The sequence below is a fragment of the Saprospiraceae bacterium genome, assembly GCA_016709995.1.
Taxonomy (GTDB): domain Bacteria; phylum Bacteroidota; class Bacteroidia; order Chitinophagales; family Saprospiraceae; genus JADJLQ01.
In genome coordinates, this window is the sequence record JADJLQ010000001.1 from 1,287,574 (window position 1) to 1,308,461 (window position 20,888).

At 40.4% G+C, this 20,888-nt stretch carries 18 protein-coding genes and 3 tRNA genes; 10 read left to right on the forward strand and 11 right to left on the reverse strand.

Annotation, left to right across the window (positions count from 1 at the left end):
• The first annotated feature begins 137 nt into the window (after positions 1 to 137).
• From IPJ09_05415 to IPJ09_05425, 3 genes are all read left to right on the forward strand, one after another.
• Positions 138 to 1,292, forward strand: coding sequence for an aminotransferase class I/II-fold pyridoxal phosphate-dependent enzyme (locus IPJ09_05415; GenBank protein MBK7370869.1), 1,155 nt, complete (start codon positions 138 to 140; stop codon positions 1,290 to 1,292).
• A gap of 66 nt (positions 1,293 to 1,358) precedes the next feature.
• Complete coding sequence (locus IPJ09_05420) at positions 1,359 to 3,551, forward strand: carbohydrate binding family 9 domain-containing protein (GenBank protein ID MBK7370870.1); 2,193 nt, start codon at positions 1,359 to 1,361, stop codon at positions 3,549 to 3,551.
• A gap of 42 nt (positions 3,552 to 3,593) precedes the next feature.
• Positions 3,594 to 4,034, forward strand: a complete 441-nt coding sequence (locus tag IPJ09_05425) for a hypothetical protein (protein ID MBK7370871.1) — start codon at positions 3,594 to 3,596, stop codon at positions 4,032 to 4,034.
• Here IPJ09_05425 and IPJ09_05430 read toward each other — a convergent pair whose 3' ends face one another.
• A complete protein-coding gene (locus tag IPJ09_05430) occupies positions 4,035 to 4,577 on the reverse strand; it encodes a hypothetical protein (GenBank protein MBK7370872.1) in 543 nt (180 codons plus the stop codon). It lies immediately after the preceding gene.
• A gap of 89 nt (positions 4,578 to 4,666) precedes the next feature.
• Between IPJ09_05430 and IPJ09_05435 the strand changes: the two genes are divergently transcribed.
• Positions 4,667 to 5,251: a MarC family protein gene (locus IPJ09_05435; protein ID MBK7370873.1), complete on the forward strand. Its 585-nt coding sequence runs from the start codon at positions 4,667 to 4,669 to the stop codon at positions 5,249 to 5,251.
• Between the two features lie 58 nt (positions 5,252 to 5,309).
• Positions 5,310 to 6,182, forward strand: a complete 873-nt coding sequence (locus IPJ09_05440) for a TIM barrel protein (protein MBK7370874.1) — start codon at positions 5,310 to 5,312, stop codon at positions 6,180 to 6,182.
• A 37-nt stretch (positions 6,183 to 6,219) separates the two neighbouring features.
• Here the strand turns inward: IPJ09_05440 and IPJ09_05445 are convergent, their stop codons facing one another.
• Positions 6,220 to 6,843, reverse strand: coding sequence for a hypothetical protein (locus IPJ09_05445; GenBank protein ID MBK7370875.1), 624 nt, complete (start codon positions 6,841 to 6,843; stop codon positions 6,220 to 6,222).
• Between the two features lie 74 nt (positions 6,844 to 6,917).
• Positions 6,918 to 8,135 (reverse strand): ABC transporter permease, encoded by a 1,218-nt coding sequence (locus IPJ09_05450; protein ID MBK7370876.1) that lies wholly within the window; start codon positions 8,133 to 8,135, stop codon positions 6,918 to 6,920.
• 44 nt (positions 8,136 to 8,179) lie between these two features.
• On the opposite strand from IPJ09_05450, the gene IPJ09_05455 reads away from it, so the two are divergent.
• Positions 8,180 to 9,454 carry a tyrosine--tRNA ligase gene (locus IPJ09_05455; GenBank protein ID MBK7370877.1) on the forward strand — a complete coding sequence of 425 codons (1,275 nt, stop codon included), beginning with the start codon at positions 8,180 to 8,182 and terminating at the stop codon, positions 9,452 to 9,454.
• On the opposite strand, the gene IPJ09_05460 is transcribed toward IPJ09_05455, so the two are convergent.
• The 6 genes from IPJ09_05460 to IPJ09_05485 all read right to left on the reverse strand — a co-directional run bounded on the left by IPJ09_05460 (position 9,451) and on the right by IPJ09_05485 (position 12,999).
• The gene (locus tag IPJ09_05460) at positions 9,451 to 10,113 is read right to left on the reverse strand and encodes a YggS family pyridoxal phosphate-dependent enzyme (protein ID MBK7370878.1); all 663 of its coding nucleotides are present in this window, start codon (positions 10,111 to 10,113) and stop codon (positions 9,451 to 9,453) included. The genes IPJ09_05455 and IPJ09_05460 overlap by 4 nt on opposite strands.
• 7 nt (positions 10,114 to 10,120) lie before the next feature.
• Positions 10,121 to 10,195: transfer RNA gene (locus IPJ09_05465), tRNA-Val, on the reverse strand.
• 50 nt (positions 10,196 to 10,245) lie between these two features.
• Positions 10,246 to 10,322 (reverse strand) — tRNA-Pro (locus IPJ09_05470).
• A 39-nt stretch (positions 10,323 to 10,361) separates the two neighbouring features.
• Positions 10,362 to 10,435, reverse strand: a tRNA-Pro gene (locus tag IPJ09_05475).
• Positions 10,436 to 10,926: 491 nt separating this feature from the next.
• Entirely contained in the window at positions 10,927 to 12,447 is a 1,521-nt protein-coding gene (locus tag IPJ09_05480) for a VCBS repeat-containing protein (protein MBK7370879.1), read from the reverse strand.
• Between the two features lie 198 nt (positions 12,448 to 12,645).
• On the reverse strand, positions 12,646 to 12,999 hold the full coding sequence (locus tag IPJ09_05485) for a VOC family protein (GenBank protein ID MBK7370880.1): 354 nt from the start codon (positions 12,997 to 12,999) through the stop codon (positions 12,646 to 12,648).
• Positions 13,000 to 13,324: 325 nt separating this feature from the next.
• On the opposite strand from IPJ09_05485, the gene IPJ09_05490 reads away from it, so the two are divergent.
• Positions 13,325 to 14,332 carry a hypothetical protein gene (locus IPJ09_05490; protein MBK7370881.1) on the forward strand — a complete coding sequence of 336 codons (1,008 nt, stop codon included), beginning with the start codon at positions 13,325 to 13,327 and terminating at the stop codon, positions 14,330 to 14,332.
• A 312-nt stretch (positions 14,333 to 14,644) separates the two neighbouring features.
• Here the strand turns inward: IPJ09_05490 and IPJ09_05495 are convergent, their stop codons facing one another.
• Both IPJ09_05495 and IPJ09_05500 read right to left on the reverse strand, forming a co-directional pair.
• Positions 14,645 to 15,175 (reverse strand): T9SS type A sorting domain-containing protein, encoded by a 531-nt coding sequence (locus tag IPJ09_05495; GenBank protein ID MBK7370882.1) that lies wholly within the window; start codon positions 15,173 to 15,175, stop codon positions 14,645 to 14,647.
• A 14-nt stretch (positions 15,176 to 15,189) separates the two neighbouring features.
• Positions 15,190 to 16,008 (reverse strand): LamG domain-containing protein, encoded by an 819-nt coding sequence (locus IPJ09_05500; protein ID MBK7370883.1) that lies wholly within the window; start codon positions 16,006 to 16,008, stop codon positions 15,190 to 15,192.
• Between the two features lie 508 nt (positions 16,009 to 16,516).
• On the opposite strand from IPJ09_05500, the gene IPJ09_05505 reads away from it, so the two are divergent.
• The 3 genes from IPJ09_05505 (at position 16,517) to IPJ09_05515 (ending at position 20,118) form a co-directional block, all read left to right on the forward strand.
• Entirely contained in the window at positions 16,517 to 16,924 is a 408-nt protein-coding gene (locus IPJ09_05505) for a hypothetical protein (protein ID MBK7370884.1), read from the forward strand.
• Entirely contained in the window at positions 16,900 to 19,155 is a 2,256-nt protein-coding gene (locus IPJ09_05510; GenBank protein MBK7370885.1) for a hypothetical protein, read from the forward strand. The genes IPJ09_05505 and IPJ09_05510 overlap by 25 nt, the downstream gene beginning before the upstream one ends.
• Positions 19,156 to 19,479: 324 nt before the next feature.
• Positions 19,480 to 20,118, forward strand: coding sequence for a response regulator transcription factor (locus tag IPJ09_05515; protein MBK7370886.1), 639 nt, complete (start codon positions 19,480 to 19,482; stop codon positions 20,116 to 20,118).
• The last annotated feature ends 770 nt before the right edge of the window (positions 20,119 to 20,888 follow it).

The window sequence follows — 20,888 nt, forward strand, 5'->3', positions numbered from 1 at the left end:
ACAAATAATCTTAACACAAAAGTCGCAAAGACTGACCAATTTCTGACAGTATTAATTAATTTTTAACCTTAAGGGTCCTTCAGGGCTTCATAAAATACACATTCGCCAGATTGCATGCTTTTCAATACATTTATTGAATGGATATCAGTTATATACTCAATCACCTGGGAGAAGATCGAAAAAACTATTTTAATGCGATAGCCCCTCCCATCATTCAAAGCAGCAATTTTGCCTTTGACTCAGTAATAGACTTTCGGGAAAAAATAGCTCAGGAATTCGAAACCAATGTATACACCCGCGGCAACAATCCGACGGTTGAAATATTGAGAAAAAAGTTAGCTGCCCTGGAACATGCCGAAGACTGCCTCGTATTCTCCAGTGGAGTAGCTGCGGTCGCAGCCTCCATAATGGGCAATGTAGCTGCTGGCGATCATATAGTCTGTGTCAAATCAGTCTACAGTTGGACTAAGACCTTACTTCAAAAATATTTAAGTCGATTTGGTGTCACGCACACCTATGTAGATGGAAAAGACTTGGATGCTATAGCTGCGGCTATCACTCCTCAGACTAAACTACTTTTCCTTGAAAGTCCGACCACGATGACCTTCGAATTGCAAGACCTGGCTGCATGTGCTCAACTAGCGAAAAAACATGGACTCATCACAGTGATTGATAATAGTTACTGCTCACCCTATTTTCAAAATCCCATAGATTATGGTATAGACCTCGTGTTGCATTCGGGCACCAAATATATCAACGGACATAGTGATGTGGTCATGGGGGTTTTGTGCGGCAGTAACGAAATGATCAAAAAAATCTTTTTCAGTGAGTACATGACCATTGGGCATATACTTCACCCGCAAGATGCCTTTTTAGCCATAAGAGGACTCAGGACTTTGCCATTGAGGGTACAGAGATCACATGATAGTTGTGCTACATTAGTGGAACGATTGTCTACTCATCCAAAGATTGAAAAGATCTATTATCCTTTTATCAGTACGCAGCAAGCACTCGCTGTAAAACAAATGCGGGGAGGTGGCTTATTTTCAATGCAAGTCAAGGCTAAAACGAAAGAAGACATGATGCTTTTCTGTGAGTCACTCAAATACTTTTTGATGGCAGTATCTTGGGGAGGTCATGAGTCATTGATCATGCCTACTATTACTTTTTATGATATGCCGGGTATGCCGGACCCTGAATTGCCGTGGAATTTTGTTCGGATATATATAGGACTCGAAGAGGTGGACATATTGTATAAAGACCTGTTACAGGCATTGGAGCGCCTGAAATAAGAAAAAGTTAAGGCTTCCACGAAATATTAAATAAACCAGTTGGGCTGCTAATTTTGCAGCGCTCTCATGAAATGCTGCCCCTTATTCATATTTATCACTGCTTTTCTCCCGTCTTTTAGTCAAAATGAGCCAGCACAAACGCAGCAGAGCTTCATTTATAACGGGATTACTACAACAGAAAAAATCACCATTGATGGTTTGCTTAATGAAGGGATATGGGAGAAGGTGGAAAAGGCTTGCACTTTTCAAGAGCATTGGCCACAAAATGGTCGCGAAGTCATATTTAAGACAGAGGCTATGGTCACCCATGATGATCAATTTTTGTATGTTGGTTTTGTCTGTCACGACATTGATCAGCACTATATAGTACAGACATTGAAGCGGGATTATGAGTTTGATGGCAGCGATGCCATGTCTATTATGGTCGATCCCGCCGGGCAACAGAATACTGCATACTTCTTTTCTATTACCCCCAAAGGAGTGCAGGCTGATGCTATATTAAACAGATTTGATTTTGATGCCAACTGGGATACAAAATGGTATTCATCTGTCAAAACTTATGATGATAAATGGGTCGCAGAACTTGCGATACCGCTCCATATTATGAGATATGACCCCAACCAAATGACTTGGGGGCTCAATTTTATCCGTGGGGATGTCAAAAATTATCGCTTTTATACCTGGACTAAAATTCCACAGCAGTATGATGGTATAGATCTTGGTTATTTTGGCAAGTTAGCCTGGGATGGCCGGCTACCAAATAAAAAAGGCAAGGTGACACTGATCCCTTATACCAACCTAAGTGATGCCAAAGATTTTGAAGAAAATGAAAATACTGCTCGTAAGATTGGGTTTGGTGCTGATACTAAAATCACACTCTCCTCCAGTCTTAACCTGGATCTGACACTCAATCCGGATTTTTCTCAAGTAGAAGTGGATCAACAGGTAACCAATCTTACAAGATTTGATGTTTATTTTCCTGAAAGACGCAATTTTTTTCTCGAGAATGCAGACTTATTCAGCCAATTTGGCGATCCCGAATCGCCCATATTTTTTTCCCGTCGAATTGGTCTGGATGACGAAGGGCGATCAGTCCCAATATTAGGAGGTGCGCGACTCACTGGCAATGTAGGAGACTCCTGGCGATTAGGCATGCTGTCTATGCAAACAAAAGAAACAGCCGGTCAGGCTGGTCAAAATTATTCTGCTTTTACCCTTCACAAAAAATTATTTAAAAGATCTTTGGTAAAAGGCCTTTTGACCAATCGCCAGGGAATGGCAGGCAAAGAATTCTCTAACATAGATTATGGTAGAAATGCTTCCCTGGAAGCCATATACCAGAATGGAGAAGGCTCTGTCCTGAGTTGGATAGGACTTCATAGATCATTTAAATACAATATTGAAGCAAAGCGTTCGATGTATAGTACCGGCTTTTTTATTCGAAAAAAAAACATTGCCGGTTTATTAAGTTTGAGTACAGTAGGCACTAATTATACTTCTGATATGGGCTTCGTGAATCAATTGGATCTCTATGATGCTCTTAGGGATACTGTCATTCGCCAAGGTTTTCACTCAGCTTCCAATATGTTGAGCTACACCCTTCGCACACCTAATCATAAGATAGTCAGTTCACACGAATTTCGCATTAACAACAATCTTAAGATCAACCCGGACGATCTGTTGACAGAATGGAACCTTAAAGCTGGTTATAACCTATATTTTGCTTCCTCCAGTCTGTCAGGTATAACCCTGGTGCATAATTTCACAAGATTATTGTTTCCATTTTCTTTTACGGAGGACACGCCTTTAGTTCCTGGTAAATACACTTACACAAATTTGAAACTCGAGTATAGCTCTGATTTGAGAAAAAAATTCGTGGTTAAATTTGAAGGCACCGTCGGCGGCTTTTATAATGGTGATATACAATCAACCTTATTTGGTGTCAAGTACAGAGCTCAGCCCTGGGGCAATTTTGAGATGAATGTTGAATATAGTGATCTTAAATTTCCAGAACCATTTGGAAGGGCAAGATTCCTATTGATCAATCCAAGAATTGAATTCAATTTCTCAAAAAATCTATTTTGGACTACTTTTTTGCAATATAATACTCAAGCAGATAATTTTAATGTCAACAGCAGACTGCAATGGAGATATAGGCCAATGTCCGATATCTATCTGGTTTATACTGACAATCATGCAGTTGAATTCTGGGGACCGAAAAACCGGAGTATGGTTTTGAAAATAAATTATTGGTTCTAATGAACTGTTGTACAAACACATGAAGGCATGTAGCTTTGCAGCATGTTAGTCAAATCTTTATGGTGGCTATTCTTAATAAATTCCCTTGCAATAAGAGGCCAATCCATCAAACTAGAAGATCCTGTTATAGGGACAGTATACACCAAAGCCGACCAGGAGGCCGTATTTTCCAACCTGGATGAGTCCATTCATTTACAACAATACTTTATTAACTTTTTTGCTAAAAATACAGCTATCGAACATGCTGCTCCATGTACCTTGCTTTTGACGCTTACGATTGATAGAAATGGTTATTCTTCCTTGTCCAGGTCTTCTGCCAATGACCCCTCTATTGACCCGGTACCGTATAAGCTTGTAGAATGTATTGAAAGGATGCCCAAGTGGATCCCTGCTACTGATCGGGGCAAAAAAGTTAATTTTCAGGTGATTCTGTCACTAAAAACTGAGGGTCAGACAGTGTCAGTCCGTCAGCTAAAATTTTAATCAAAACAGTTTAAAAATTTGAATCAGCAGCACGATGAACAGGATTCCGTAAAAGGACAACATTGCTTTGTTGAGGTAATAAAATTTCTGTTTTAATATATCACTGAGAATGGCGATCTGCACCAGCACATCTTCCGTGATGCTGGAAGTCGGAAGCTCCAAAAAATGCTGTACAAACTCATGATCCTCCTGGGAAGCAATATCCAGAAAATAAATCAACTTTTGGGATTTCATGATATGTTTGGTGGAGGCTCTGGGCATCATGGTTTTCATAGAATATAAAATCAGAAATCCGGATGATGCAACCAGAAGAGCAATCAATATTTTAAATGCGAGACCCAGAGCCAACAGATCTTTGAATTCGCTGAATACCAAAGAAAGCACCACACCTGCAATCATGTACAATAAATACACTTTGTAATCTGCAAATCTGATCATTTCCTGCAATGAACTGTATAACTTCCATGCATGATCTGCCTGTAATTCCTTCTGAGGCCTGTGGGTAATATATTCCTGTAGGACAGGTGGCAATTGATTTTCCATAAAGCGGTACAAAATAAGCATCTGGGCTCGTAATTTTTGAGTCCGAAAGGAATTAATTCTCATTACAGGCACTGTATTATCTTTATACTATGGGAGCCTGGACTTTAGATGCATGGATTACTGTAAGTTTTACACTTTTTGCTGTGATAGATGTTATCGGTTCCATTCCTTTATTGATAGGGCTTAAGCAAAGCCAGGGAGGTATAAATGAACTCAAAGCAACTTTGATTTCAGGACTACTGATGATCCTGTTTTTGGTCGTTGGTGAAAACCTGCTCAATATAATGGGGGTCGATGTTCGTTCGTTTGCGGTAGCTGGCTCCATCGTCATCTTTATCCTGGGTCTGGAGCTGGTACTGGGGATAGAATTTTTTAAAGCTGACACCTCTGCCTCTGGCAGTACTGTGGTGCCGATAGCTTTTCCAATGATAGCAGGTTCAGGTACTTTGACGACGATCATTTCTTTAAAGGCTACTTATAGCAGTGCCGTTATTTTTACTTCAATTTTGGTCAATCTGGGTATTGTATATATAGTTTTACTTTCATTGGGACGGATAGCCAAAATTTTAGGCCCGGCCGGCCTACTCGGCATCAGAAAGTTTTTTGGAGTGATTTTGCTGGCCATTGCTGTCAAAATATTCACTTCACATATCGGGTCATTGTTCCCGTCATAAATTAAGTACCTTTTCAATAAAAATCATCCTATATTTATAAACTATTAATACATCAATTATGGAAGGTAAATCTCGCCGGCAGGCACTTAAAAAACTGGGTACCGGGGCATCGCTTTTTGCTATCAACCCACTTAATATTAAAGCGAACGACATGGAAAAACGCAAGCTTAAAAGCAATATCAATCACTCCGTCTGCAGATGGTGTTATAGCAAAATCGGATTGGAAGATCTCTGTATCGCCGCCAAAAAAATAGGGTTAAAATCGATTGAACTGGTAGGACCCGGCGAATGGAGTATCCTTAAGAAGCATGGCCTGCACTGTGCGATGCCCAATGGTGGGGAGATCGGTCTCGACAAAGGGTTTAATCACGAACAATATCACGAACAATTATTTAAAAAATACAGCGAAATCATCCCTAAAGTAGCAGAAGCAGGATATGATAAAATCATTTGTTTTTCAGGAAATCGTGCAGGTATCTCGGAAGAGGAGGGATTAGAAGTATCTGCCAAAGGATTAAAACCACTCATGCCCATTGCTGAAAAATATAAAGTGACGATGGTTATGGAGCTACTCAACAGCAAAGTCAATCATAAAGACTATCAATGTGATCATACCAGCTGGGGGGTAGAGCTATGCAAAATGGTCGGTTCTGATCGCTTTAAACTACTCTATGATATCTACCATATGCAGATCATGGAAGGAGATGTGATTGCCACGATCAAAGCAAATCATGAGTATATCGCACATTACCATACCGGTGGAGTACCTGGAAGACATGAGATAGATACTACCCAAGAATTGTATTATCCTGCCATCATGCAGGCCATCCTGGATACTGGATACAAAGGATACGTGGCTCAAGAGTTCATACCTGCCAAGCCCGATGCATTGGCTAGCCTGGAGCAGGGCGTGAGAATCTGTGATGTTTAATTGTTGAATCAATTTTTTCTTCTACAAAACGCTGGCTTTAACCTTGGTTTAGAAGCTTGATTACCTTGTAATATTGCATAGCATCCTGTAAGGTAGCACTACCCCACTCAGGCCGTTTACCTAATAACAAAAGGCAATAATCTGAATAAATATCTGCCCGTTGTTCATAATTAAGGTCATGGACTTTGTTTGGCGACTCCACAATGGCCTGGATAGTACCTAGTCCACCGTAATCATAGGTAGGTGGCACCAGATGCGCTATCATATTTCTAAAGGCATAGGGTGATCCATCCTGTTCATATTGCAGAATGTGGACGATCTCATGTATAAGTATAGGGAGCTGTAACATTCCCTTGCAATTGATATAATAAAAAGACACATAGGCATATTTGCCATTGTGTGTGCCTACATGACTGGATTCATCTATTCTCACCTGGCTAAGGTCGAGACTACTTGCAAAAATTTGCTGAGCCAATTTAGATTCAAACTCATATAGCTCGCGAGAGAATGGTTTTAATTTTCTTTGAAAAAAATTGAATATTTCCGGCAATCCAAAAACATCCAGGATCCTGAGCGGTAATTCGAAAATATAATGCACCAGGAAAACACCATATTTATTGAGTTGGAGCATCCTGCCTAAATATGGATCAGATCCTGGCATGATGATATGATTTACAAGTTTTCGTAACCTGGATAATCGATTTTTCTTTTTCAAATTCGGATGCTCCTCCATAGCTATCTATAACCTATGGCCTTTAAGGGTGATATACGGGTGATGACGCCTGTGGGGATCCATAAGATCAATAGTGTCATTAGGATAGTACCTAGATTGAGAAAAACGACACTCCAGAGATTTAAATGGATGGGGGCTACACTCAAATAATAATCGGCCTCATTGAGTTTTATGATCTTACCAAATTGTTGGACCAGGCACACCAGTATGCCAATGATATTGCCCCAAATCAATCCTCTTGAAAGTATCTGAAAGCCGTGCATCAAAAATATCTTTTTTAAAGGTCCGTTTTTCATGCCAAGCGCCTTTAAGGTGCCTATCATGCGTGTTCGTTCAAGTATAAGAATGAGGAGGACGGTCACCAGATTAATCATAGCTACTACCAGCATGAGTATCTGTATGACATATTGGTTGGTCCCCTGCAGGTTAAGCCAATCAAAAATGCTGGGAAATTTTTGGCGAATGGTTTCTACATATAATTCCTCACCGAGGTAATTCTCATAAATATTATCCGCGATCTGGTCCACATTTTTCAAATCGCTCACAAATAATTCATAACCGCCTATCTGTGTCGGAGTCCAACCGGCAAGTGACTGGAGTTCACTGATATCTGCTAACGCCAATTTTTGATCATACTCTTCCAACCCAGTACTATAAATACCAGCAATGGTAAAAGTCCTGGTGATCACTTGTTCATCAATCACAAAATTGAGTTTACAACGCTCACCAGCAGACAACTTTAACCTGGAAGCAAGACTCTTGGAAAAAATAATATATCGCGAAGTACTGTCATGGAAGTCTGGAATATGCCCTGATACCAAAAATTTCTTAAAAAAAGCCCAGTCAAAGTCCTTACCTACACCTTTTAAGATCAATCCATCCAATTCATCTCCAGCAGTGACCACCGCTGGCATAAAAGCGAATACCTGGTAATGTTGCACACCGGTGAGCGTATCGAGGACCTTGGTAAATGCTGTATCAAATTCAATAGGATCACTCAAGTTAAGTTGAGAGCTATGTATACTATTGACCTGGATATGTCCCCAAAATCCAAATATTTTATTGGAAATCTCTTTATTAAATCCTGATATAACCGCTATAGCAACGATCATCACGGCGACAGATAAGGCTGTGCTGGCATAGGCCAATCTTAAGATAAATCGCACAAAACTCCCCTTTTCGTAATTCATCAACCTTTGTGCGATATGCCAACTATTCATCTAATGCAAATGTCCTACTTTTGCACCACTCAATAATAAAATATATGGATTTTCTGGAGACGCTGCGATGGAGAGGTTTGGTTCATGATCTTACTCCTGAACTGGAAGAGGCCTTGCGTCAAGGTATGATGACAGGGTACATTGGTTTTGACCCCACTGCTCCTTCTTTGACTATAGGCAATTATGTCCAGGTGATGTTGCTTAAATTCTTTCAATTGGCAGGTCATAAACCGATTGTATTGATGGGCGGGGCGACTGGGCGGATAGGCGACCCGTCTGGTAAAGACAAAGAACGGGAATTAAAAACCGAAGCAGAATTAGACCGCAATCTCAGTTTTCAACAGCAGCAATTTTTGAAGTACCTCGAATTTGATCAGGGCGAAAACAAAGCAATCTTTGAGAACAATTATGATTTCTACAAAGAAATGAATGTGCTTGAATTTTTGAGAAAAGTAGGAAAACATCTTACCGTCAACTACATGCTGTCGAAAGATTCAGTTCAAAAAAGGCTGGAAACGGGTATTTCATTTACAGAGTTTAGTTACCAGCTATTGCAAGGGTATGACTATTACTGTCTATATCAAAAATATGGATGTAGCCTCCAAATGGGAGGCTCAGATCAATGGGGCAATATCACTGCCGGTACCGAATACATCAGACGAAATACTGACCATGCCCAGGTACATGCCCTCACCTCTCCGCTTTTGACCAAATCAGATGGCAAAAAATTTGGCAAATCAGAGGATGGCAATATCTGGCTGGACCCCAACCTTACCAGCCCCTATAAGTTTTATCAGTTCTGGATCAATGCTGATGACCAGGATGTGCCTAAGTTTTTACGCACCTTTTCACTCAAATCTCAGGAAGAAATCCTAAACCTTGAGACAGAACTTGCTTCCAATCCACAACAGGTAAAAAAAGTCCTTGCAGAGGAGATGACCCGGAGGATCCACTCTGATGAGGCATTTGAAGCAGCTATGCAGGTCAGTGAATTATTATTTAATCCCAAAGTAAATATTGATTTTCTTAAAAGTCTGACTACGGACCAGTTTGATACGATTAGCGGCGAACTTCCATCGTTTAGCATAAGTAAATCTGTACTCGAAGGCGCTGTCATCGTAGATGTACTGGCCGAACATGTTTCTATTTGTGCTTCCAAATCAGAAGCCAAAAAAGCCATACAAAACCAGGCCATCAGCATCAATAAATCTAAAATAGTTCAGCCTGATCACCAGATCAGTAATGCAGATTTTATACATGACAGATGGTTATTATTGGAAAACGGCAAGAAAAACAAGTATTTGATAGAGGTGCATTAGTGCTCAAAGATCAGACTGCCGATCCTAACCATGTTAGCCCCTTCCTCGATCGCGATCGTATAATCGCCGGACATCCCCATGGATATTATTTTAAAATCAGGATTTAGGTTAAAATATTTGCTTTTTAAAGTGTCAAAATAGGTTTTGAGTAATGCAAATTCTGTGCGTACCTGATTTTGGTCGTCGGTGAAAGTAGCCATTCCCATCACCCCATGAATTGGGGCAGCCTCAAAAGCCTGCCAATCATCTTTGCCAAGTATATTATTTAAATCAGACCATTCAAATCCACTCTTGGTCTCTTCCCGGGCGATTTTAATTTGGAGCAAACAGGGTATCTTCCGATGAAATTTTTTGGCTTGGCGATCAATCTCCTTCCATAACCCCAAGTCATCAACAGAATGAATCAATTGAATAAAAGGGGCTACATATTTTACTTTGTTGGTTTGTAGGGTCCCAATAAGATGCCATTGGACATCCTCAGGCATTTGAGCCTGCTTGATCAAAAGATCCTGAACCCTGTTCTCTGCAAACTTTCGCTGACCTTGTTGGTAGACGGCCAATACTTCCTCTATGTTTCGAAGCTTAGATACCACGATTAATTCGGCCTGGTGAGCTTCACAGTATTGTTTGATAGGTAGATACAAGTCGGGAAATAAAATAAAAAAGTGGGTATTACTGGGCTCGAACCAGTGACCTCTACTCTGTCAAAGTAGCGCTCTGAACCAACTGAGCTAAACACCCTAAAATTTGTCTTTCTATCCAGGAGACTTTTTCCTGAATCATAATCAGTCTGGTCGGGATGACTGGATTCGAACCAGCGACCTCTTCGTCCCGAACGAAGTACGCTACCGGACTGCGCTACATCCCGAAACCACAGAATGGATTAAAACAATTTCAAAAACATTAGTCGGGGTGACTGGATTCGAACCAGCGACCTCCAGCACCCCATGCTGATACGCTACCGGACTGCGCTACACCCCGCCTTTGAGATTGCAAAATTAAAATTTATTTCAAATAAACATCAACTAGTTATCGATGCCATCCAGTTAATAAGATATTTTTAATTTTTCTGCTCCGTAAACCATTCAATTTTTCCACTAAACCACTAGCTCCCAAGATATTTTATATATAAACAATTAAATTTTTTAACTACCTGATATTGACAGGACTAGTTTTTTAGCATATCTTTAAGAATCGTTTTAAGGTCTTTCTTCTAAAGTTAAGAAAGTTGTCCGGTCAAAATATCTAGCATCCCAGACAGTAAATCCTTGATTCGCATTTGGTTATGTGCTAATATATTTATGTATTCGTACACTGCCTGGAAACAACCTGACAAGTTCTGGTTGTCAGAGCCGGAAGGGTTTAACAAGGGTAGATTTTAAAAATCATCCTTCTTTTATGTCGAAATTCAACCTGAGATGTAAAGGCAAACCCAACTTCTGAGGCAACATATCTCGTATATGTTGCCTTTTTTATTTCACATTGTTTTTAAGCAAGATCAGGCTGTAATCTTTCCATTGTGCAGGTCCGCCTTTTACAAGAAAATTGTTTAATAAAAAAGACCCCATCAATAGGTCTTCATCTCCATCCGAATCGAAGTCACCCGATATGATAGTCATCCACTTGCCAAAATAAGTTTCCTCAAAACTGTGCGCTTCAAATTTGCCATCCTTTTGTTCAAAATAGACAAAAGGAGCAACCGATGTTTTTCGATCTCCTGGAAAAAAGGACACCCCCACAAAATCCAGGTCACCATCCTGATCAAAATCCTTCACTATGGTATGGAGTACCCCGGGGTAAGGTAAAAACAAGGATTTTCGAAACTCCAAATTGCCATGATTTAAATAGATTGTGATGCCATGATAAGGCTTGCTGATAGGAGAATAATCTGCATTGTCACCATTGGAAATAACGATGTCCATAAGTCCATCCTGGTTAAAATCTACCAGGTCTATATCACATACTCCATGAATCGGTGGAAATCTCAGCACTTTAAGTTCTTGATCAATCCCTCCGGGCTTCATTTTATAAATAGATACATGTTCATCTCCCTGGGCCATCAAGGCCACCAGGTCTGATACACCATCGCCATCCATATCCTGGACTAACGTTTTTACAGCTCCCGGCATTGAGCTAAGCAGATTGGGCTTGCGGTTTGGTTTGGGTTCATGAAGATCATACCAGCTCAAGGCACCAGTCTCGTAGCCAAATTCACTGATGATAACCTCTTTGTTCTGATCTCCATTCAGATCCAGGTATTGGGCTTGGACCGGACGATGTAGATCTTGCAACAGCGTATCTACCCTGTGCCCGCGTACCTTGAGCAAAGTGCCCAGTTTTTGCTCTGAAGGATACATACGCCCTACAGAAAGGATATATTCATTTTGAGCCTGGTCAAGCACATAATCTAAGGGAGTGGATCCGATATCCAACGAATCTATCAGGCTCCATCCAGTATTAAAAGTCAATATTTTACCGGATTCCTGACCGACCTTAAAGCTTCGTTGATCAGGATCAAAATGCAGCAGCGTGATTTTTGGCGTGCCGGCCAGTTTGCCCAGGGGGATCACGCTAAACAAGCTCATCGGCAGCGTAGGCATAGAGTCAACTATCAGTGAATCAGGAGCATGAGCATTGATATAGTCTTTGATCTTGTGCCAATCACCTTCTGATATCAGAGGTCTGTCAGGGTATACTTTGGCTTGCATCACCAGGAGCTGATCCATCATATCCATGCTCTGTACCGGATCGTAATCAATGGTGTTTATGCCTAACCTGCAGCCCATATTGGGCAGTATTTGCTGAGTCCAGGTCTTCTTATCGGCGAGTTCAAAGCCAGGTACCATATGGCAAGTACTGCAGAATTTTTGGACGGTAGCTATGCTATCCAGGTTGGAATCTTTTGGAGCGATATATGGCTTTTCATGGGTCTTGCAAGCATAGGTAATGCCGACCAAAATCAAACCAATCAAAAATCTATGGTGGAGGGGCATGACAGTCAAGTATAAAAAAACAATTTAAAATAGCCTTATTTACGAATCTTCTTATTTCCAAATAAAATTACCCAATTTAACCAAGACCTTGGTAAACATAGATAGGTGAAATAAAATTTTGAAAGACGAACAAATCATCTTTCTTTTAATCAAATAGTTAGGAGCGTTAGGCCGGTAAGTCAGGCCTAAAGAGACAGATTAACAGGACTGTCCAAATGTAAGCAAAGTACCATTTGGGTCCAGCAAGGCAAATTCCTTCATATTCCAGGGTTTGTCCTCTAATCTACCATTCGGATGAATCTCGACCCCTTTTGCCTGTAAATCCTGATAAAAAGTCGTGATGCCCTGGTCAATCCTCAAATAAACCATAAAATCAGATTTTTTAGGGGCCAGGGCGGGAAAAGCAAAAAAATGAAGCTCTATGGCATCTTTGCGCATAATCATATAATCAGGATATTGACTGACTAAGGAAAATTCCAACCTGGAGAGATAATATTCCTTGGTTATATCAGCATCTAAGTATGGCAGTTTAGGAGCGACAGATGTAATCATATATCTTATTTTGGCTAATGAAAGTTAGACAAAATTGAAAAATCAATGGATATAGATTAAATGTATGGTCCGGATGGCGCGCTCCTTTCGACTTAATAATTTTAATTTTTACATTGCAAAAAAATGACATACAGAGTCAAAATATAACCGTACTATATATAAATCAGTATCCTGCAAAATCCCATATATTTACTTTAATGCTACTATTGGCAGTAGAAATATATATAAGACGGCACCACGCACGGCACAAGCGGGGAGAGTGAAAAATGATTCAACGGCGTGACGCGCTCAAAGCACTGTTTGCCCTTTTGTCCGCCTACCGGGGATGGCGCAGGGGCCCATCGTCTCGACACTCATCGGGACAGGTTCGGGCGGATACTCAAATCGGCAAGTCAACAACCCCTACGGTCTCGCAATCGGACCTGACGGAGATCTATATTTCTGCGATTTGGACAATCAACGCATCCGTCGACTCGACCTCAGGACCCGCCAAACGCAGACCGTAGCGGGGAACGGACAGAAAGGTTATTCGGGTGATGGCGCAGCTGCCACAAAGGCCTCACTGAACATGCCGCACGAGATACAATTCGACGCTGTAGGACATCTCTACATCGCTGAGCGAGACAATCATGTGATTCGCAAGGTAGATGCTTACACCCACACCATCTCAACGTTTGCAGGCACCGGGACTCCTGGATTTTCGGGCGACGGAGGGCCTGCCTCCGCGGCGCAACTGCGCCAGCCTCATAGCATTGCTGAAGACCCGTCGCGCCGATTCTTGTATATCTGCGACATCGGTAATCACCGGGTACGGCGGGTGGAGTTCGCGACGGGCCTGATAGACACCTTCGCCGGCACCGGTGACCAGCAGCCTACCCCAGATGGCGCTCCCCTGAGCGGTACACCACTCCATGGGCCAAGGACCATTGCCTTCGATCCAGCCGGCGGCTTATACCTTGCACTGCGGGAGGGCAATGCAATCTACCGCATCGATAACACCTCTCTGACCCTTCATCATATAGCCGGAACCGGGGAGAAAGGGTACTCCGGAGACGGTGGCCAGGCGCGCCTGGCCAAATTAGGTGGGCCAAAGGGTCTTGCCTGGAGCCAGGATTTATTGTACGTAGCGGACACCGAAAACCATGTCATTCGCGAAATTGAGCTATCTACGGGACTGATTCGTACTGTGTTGGGCACCGGTCAGCGGGGCGATGGACCAGAGCCTGATCCTTATCGCTGTGCGCTCGCCCGACCGCATGGCGTGCATGTAGACGATCGGGGAGCCCTATATGTGGGCGATAGCGAGGCACATAGGATTCGAATCCTTCGATAAGGATTATCTTCAATAACCAACGAAAAGGGTGCATTGGAATAGTGTATAATAGAAATCTGATGATAGATTTTATATTAATCTGAAAAAATCAAAAATCTTTTATTCTCCTGGTCAGCAATCCCCATTTTTGAAAAACGCTTTCAAATTAAATTGAAACAAATAATATAAATAGCAATAAAGATCATTTTTACTCAAAAGGGCATTTGATCTATAAAATAGCCACCGAACCCTTATCTTTCAATATGAGTTGGCGGCTATATTTTATTATCCGGTTTAATTAGAAAGTACCTAAACTAATTCGTAATGAAAAAATCAATTTTTTATTAATTTCATCACTTCTCTTTCACCAGCATGGCTTACTTCCAATACATATATTCCAGCTACAAAATCACTACCAAATCTAAAGACCCGATTAGAAGATCCTTGTTGCAAGTATAACTGTCTGCCTTGAACATCCGTTACTTTTACGGATACTTTTTCTGTGTTGATCACCTTGTTTATTGAAAGTTGGAATTCATTGGTGCTGGGATTTGGGAAAGTAGTTATTTCCAATTCTTTATTTCCCAAAATATCAGATCGGGTTAATTGATTATTTAGACTATTTATTCCATTGACACAATTGGCATTTCCGCAAGGGCCAATATAATCACCATGATTGAGATGACCAGCTAAAGCTGAATAGTCAACACAAAGGGTATTTCCTTTATGGCAGACAAGCACTTTTTTATTGTTGGTACCACACTTCCATGCTGCTATTAATTCTGTTTGAGTTGCAGGAGGATACTTACAATCAGGTTTGCCATCATGATTATTATCTACTTTATCATTACCCCCGGGGCACACATCACATGTATTACTTACTCCGTCACAGTCACTATCTCCCTGATTGCTATTGGTTGAACAAGTGCGTCCGGATACAACACCCCAGGACTGACCCAATTAGAAGCGTTACCATTCAGTGTAAAATATTGTAATGAACCATTATTATCAGCTCCTGCTATATCATTTAGTATCGTGGTACCTGAGTTATCGCCACCTGCTTGTCCTTGATTAAAATTATAATACGCCAGCAGTCCACCTTCATTGCCAATAAGCTCGCAGTTCATTTGAGCCAGAATTTCAAGTTTACATTTTGCATAATTCCAAACGCGTACTTCATCCATGGTGCCAGCATATTTACCATTGCCACCGTAAACTGACCAGTCACCCATTACTGTAGGATAGATGGATGCATTTAAGTTTATTGAGGAGGTTATTTCCGTGCCTGTCTCTGTACCATTGATATACATTTTTACGGCATTAAGTCCATCATAGGTAATGACAACATGTTGCCATACACCCCAGGTTACTGAAGCTGAAGATACTACAGAAGCGAGTTGAGTCTCCAAATACAATTTACCATTCGAACTTCCATACGTATTAATAGCGAAAGAAAAACCACTATACTCATACCCACCATATTTATTGGAAAGAATAGTGCTGAAATCCGATTTTTCACTGGGTTTTACCCATGCTTCAATAGTAAATGCTCCGGTTAAGTTCAGTCCCTCCAATTGAATCCTATCGTCATCGCCGTCAAAATTTAAGGCTGCACCAGGCTGAGCTACGAGGCCTTTAGACAGCAGGAGCATTAATAAAATAGATAGACCTGATGTCAAATACAAATGTTTTTTCATATTGGTTTGTTTTAAAGTTTTATTCGCAATTATTTAGGCTTAATTAGAAGCGCCAGTTTATTTCGATGTAAACCTACTTTAAACAGAATCAGAAAACAATCCCTAATTGTAGTGATACCCTATTGCCAAGCGGCTAATTTTTATCTATATGAATGGGAATTTCAGTAAAAATGACCTTACAAAATCCAAGGATACCATGGACCATTTGTCTTGTACCTAAAGTAATAAAAATGCTTCAATTTATCCAGATCCTGACAGCCGAGGGAATATCAGCCAGCTTATAATAAAAAAACCGCGTTAATCCTTAACTTCAAGCTTTCATAAATTGAAAATTAATTCCCAATTCTCTATATGCGTCCTGCAGACTATGTCCCCAGATACATTTTATCACAATCATTTAATGAGTAACTAAGAGATGAATAAGGTACTACGACATTATTTGATCTGCTGCATTTGGATTTTATTTTCTGCGTGCTGCCTTCATGCACAACAATACATTGTAGAAAAGATGGCTTTTCAGTCCCTCACCATCAACGAAGGACTTTCACAAGGCATGGTCAATCAGATCATCCAGGACAGATATGGATTTATGTGGTTTGCTACCAAAGATGGATTGAATCAATATGATGGGTATAAATTTAAAATATTCCGTCACGATGCTGAAGACCCTGCTTCCCTGTCTGATAGTTATGTACATGCCTTATGTGAAGACCGTCAGGGCCGGATTTGGGTAGGCACTTCATCCGGAACGGTTGATTTTTTTGACCAGACTTCAGGTAAGTTTCAACATGTCATCCTGCAAGCTACGACATCCCAAAAGGCACCTAACGGACCGGTTTATCAGATTATAGAAGATAAACAAGGAGACATCGTAGTATTATTTAGTAAAAAATGCTGGTCATTAAGCGTGCATTGAATAATGAAGTGGATTCATTGGCTTATTCAACCGAGGAATATGTGTTTCCATTGCCGATGATTAGTCCCTTATTATTTATTTCAAACTCCAGTATGATTTATTTATTAGAAAACTACAGTTCTTTTGCGCAAAACTATAGTCCTGTATATTTTGAACTTCTTCCGCCATCCCACATTTGGTCTTCGCATAACCTGGATATTAACCCTATAAAAACCAATCTTAATTCTGAACAGATCAAAATCTATCAAATACTCGAGGATACTTTGACTAATAATCTGTATTTCATCTGTACCAGGGGCATTATTCGACTTCGGGACGGCAAAGCATCAGAATGTATTCTCAGGCATCCTATTGACCGTAAACAATGCTTTATTGACCATGAACACAATATCTGGTTTAGTTATAATGACCTAATGGGCATATTTAATCTGGAAAGCCGGAAATTGAGATTTCTCACATCCACAGAAGATGCAGGCAGAACCCGCACCATTCTTATTAATTCCGTCTACGTGGATCGCAGTGGTTTGGTTTGGATCGGATCCAAAGGATATGGAATCAACGTTATAAATTATCGCGCCCGAAGATTTCACCATACGGACAATACTTCCGTATTTTCTATTACTGAATTGGAGGATAACCGAATACTCATTAACAGTGGAGCCAGCCTGGCCAAGACTTTGGACCTGACCACCGGCACCTATATCGATACGATGGATATTCAAGACGCAAAAGTCTACTTTGAAAATTTTAATGCATTATCATTTCCTTCGATCATAGATAAAAGGAACCGACGCTGGTTTGGGGATAATGAACGACTGGCGTATTACCAGGTCATCACCAAAGAAACTCGTTCGTTTCCTTTACCAGTAAAACAGACCAATAATAATTATTCCATGGTATCAGATCTCAAAGAAGACAAGACAGGTAGAATATGGGTAGGTACGATGGAAGGATTGTTTTGTTTTGATCCTGAACAGTCCACCTGGAAGATATATAGAACAGATCCTAAAGACAAGAATTCATTGAGTTTCAATTCCATTTTTAGTCTTTGCCTTGACCCGGTAGCTCCGGATAAATATTTATGGATAGGAACCAATGGAGGAGGCTTGAATCGAATGGATATTTCCACAGGAAAATGTGATCGCTATGCTGTAAAAGATGGATTGCCCAATAATGTGATTTACGGTATTTTGAAAGACAACAATAATAATTTGTGGTTGAGTACCAATAAAGGATTATCATGCTTTAATCCCTTGAATAAAACGTTTAAAAACTATGAAGATAAAGATGGACTTCAAAGCAATGAATTTAATCACAATGCTTATTTACGCAACAAAGATGGCATTCTTTTTTTCGGAGGAGTCAATGGTTACAATTATTTCAATCCGGATGAAATAGAAATGAATCCTATTGCACCACAAATAGCGATTACCGGTCTGTTGATTAGAAATAAATCGATAGATCCCGGTCAACTTAATTCACCACTCAAAAATGCTGCATACCTGACCCAACAAATCACACTACCTTATCAGGATAATATGATCACCTTCGAATTTGCTGCACTTGATTATACCGCTCCATATAAAAATCAATATAAATACAGGATGGAAGGTTTTGATCATGATTGGGTAAACTCAGGCTATTTTCACTCGGCGACCTATACCAATCTTGATCCGGGGACCTATACTTTTAAAGCCCTCGGAAGTAATAAAGATGGAATCTGGAGTGAACAGAGTGCGTCTGTCTTGCTTACCATCATTCCGCCCTGGTATATGACCTGGTGGTTCAAAAGCTTGATAGCATGCCTGGTGTGTCTTAGTGCTTATGCATTTTACAGATACCGGTTAAATCAAACACTTAAACTAATGGCTATACGTAACCGGATTGCCACAGACCTGCACGATGAAATAGGAAGCAATCTCAGTAATATTGCTATTTTCAGTGAGGTGGCCCAACAAAAATCCGATGATAATAATGAATTACTTAAAAAAATAAGCACCTATACACAAACATCGATGGACGCCATGAATGATATCGTATGGATGGTCAACACCCGTAATGATCGTTTCGAAAATATTATCAACCGCATGCGGCAACTGGCTGGAGAAGTGCTGGAAACAAAGGGTTATTCAGTCCACTTGTCTATTGATGAAAGGATAAATTCGTATTCTTTGAATATGGAGGAGCGAAAAACTTTTACCTCATCTATAAAGAAGCAATTAATAATATAGCAAAATACGCCCGGGGCAAAGATGTGGATCACCATGGAAGCCCATCACGACCTGTTGACTTTGATCATTAAAGATAATGGTATAGGCTTCGACCCTAAAACGATAACTAATGGCAATGGCCTTTTGAATTTACGTTCTAGGGCCAATGCTTTAAAGGTCAGTTCCATATTCAGACTTCACCCGGAAAAGGAACTGAAATTAAATTAAATTTTAAAGTATAAAAGTAACTAAAATAAAAAAATGAACAAAGCATTCCCTTTTCCGTTCTTTTCTCCCTATTATTAGTGAGAGAAGAGATACAATAAAAAATGCTAATATTACGCCATGGTTACCCGGGTATTTGTCTATGATGATAACATTGGGAGACAAGAAGCACTTAAGTTGTTATTGGAAACCACACACGATATGGAGTTTGCCGGGGCAAAAATAAATTGCAGTACCGTAGAGCAGGATATTAAGACTGCTAACCCGGATGTTGTATTGATGGATATCGATATGCCCAAGGTCAATGGCATCAAGGGTCTTAAATTAATCCGCCAGTTTGCTCCAAAAGTGTACATCATCATGCAGACAGTGTTTGAAGATGAAGAAAAAATATTCGAAGCTATTCACGCAGGAGCACATGGATATTTTTTGAAAAAAACGCACCCTTTAAAATTAATCGAAGGGATCCGCGATGTTTTAGATGGAGGCGCCCCAATGACACCGTCCGTCGCGAAAAAAGTCCTGGAAGTTTTTAATCAACAGCCTTTAAATCGGCCCGAAAATAATTTTGACCTCACCCCCCGTGAAAAAGAAATATTGTCGATGCTGGCAAAAGGAATGAGTTATAAAATGATTGCAGAATCCAGCGATATTAGTTTCAATACAGTAAACTCACACCTTAAAAAAATTTATGAGAAACTGCATGTCCATTCGGCTACCGAAGCGGTAATACTTGCACTGGAGAAGAAAATTGTATAAAAAATTCCATTTGATCACTGCACTTTCCGGGTACCTTTAATAAGGTATCATATGAGCGTCAGGAACTCATTCAATTGGCCCTATGAGCCATTGAAACCATCCCATTTGATCTGATGGAGGTTGCTTTACATCCGGCTGATGGTTCTATGAATGGGACATTTCAAAGACCGAGGTATAAGATCATCAACGATATCCCCTGAGTGGACAGCCCCCAATGATGACACATGTATTAGAAAGTCAAATGGGTAACCGTATCATCGCCGCCTGGCCCTCACATTTGCAATGTTCATGGTGCTGTACTAAAGATTTGAGTAGGCAAACGAGAGGAACCTCGCGTTTGGTAGTTTGCTGAAAGTTAGGTTGTTGGAACCTTAGTAGGAAAATATTTTACAACAATTTGGTTAAAAGTTGGTGGGTTGATCATGTTCATATCGATAACCCAGGATAATATTCCTTGGTTATATCAGCATTTATGTATGGAAGTTTGGGGGCGACCGATGTAATCATATATCTTATTTTGGCTGATGAAAGTTAGACAAAATTGAAAAATCAATGGATATAGATTAAATGTATGGTCCGGATGGCGCGCTCCTTTCGACTTAATAATTTTAATTTTTACATTGCAAAAAAATGACATACAGAGTCAATATATAACCGTACTAAATATAAATCAGTATCCTGCAAAATCCCATATATTTACTTTAATGCTACTATTGGCAGTAGAAATATATGTAAGACGGCACCACGCACGGCACAAGCGGGGAGAGTGA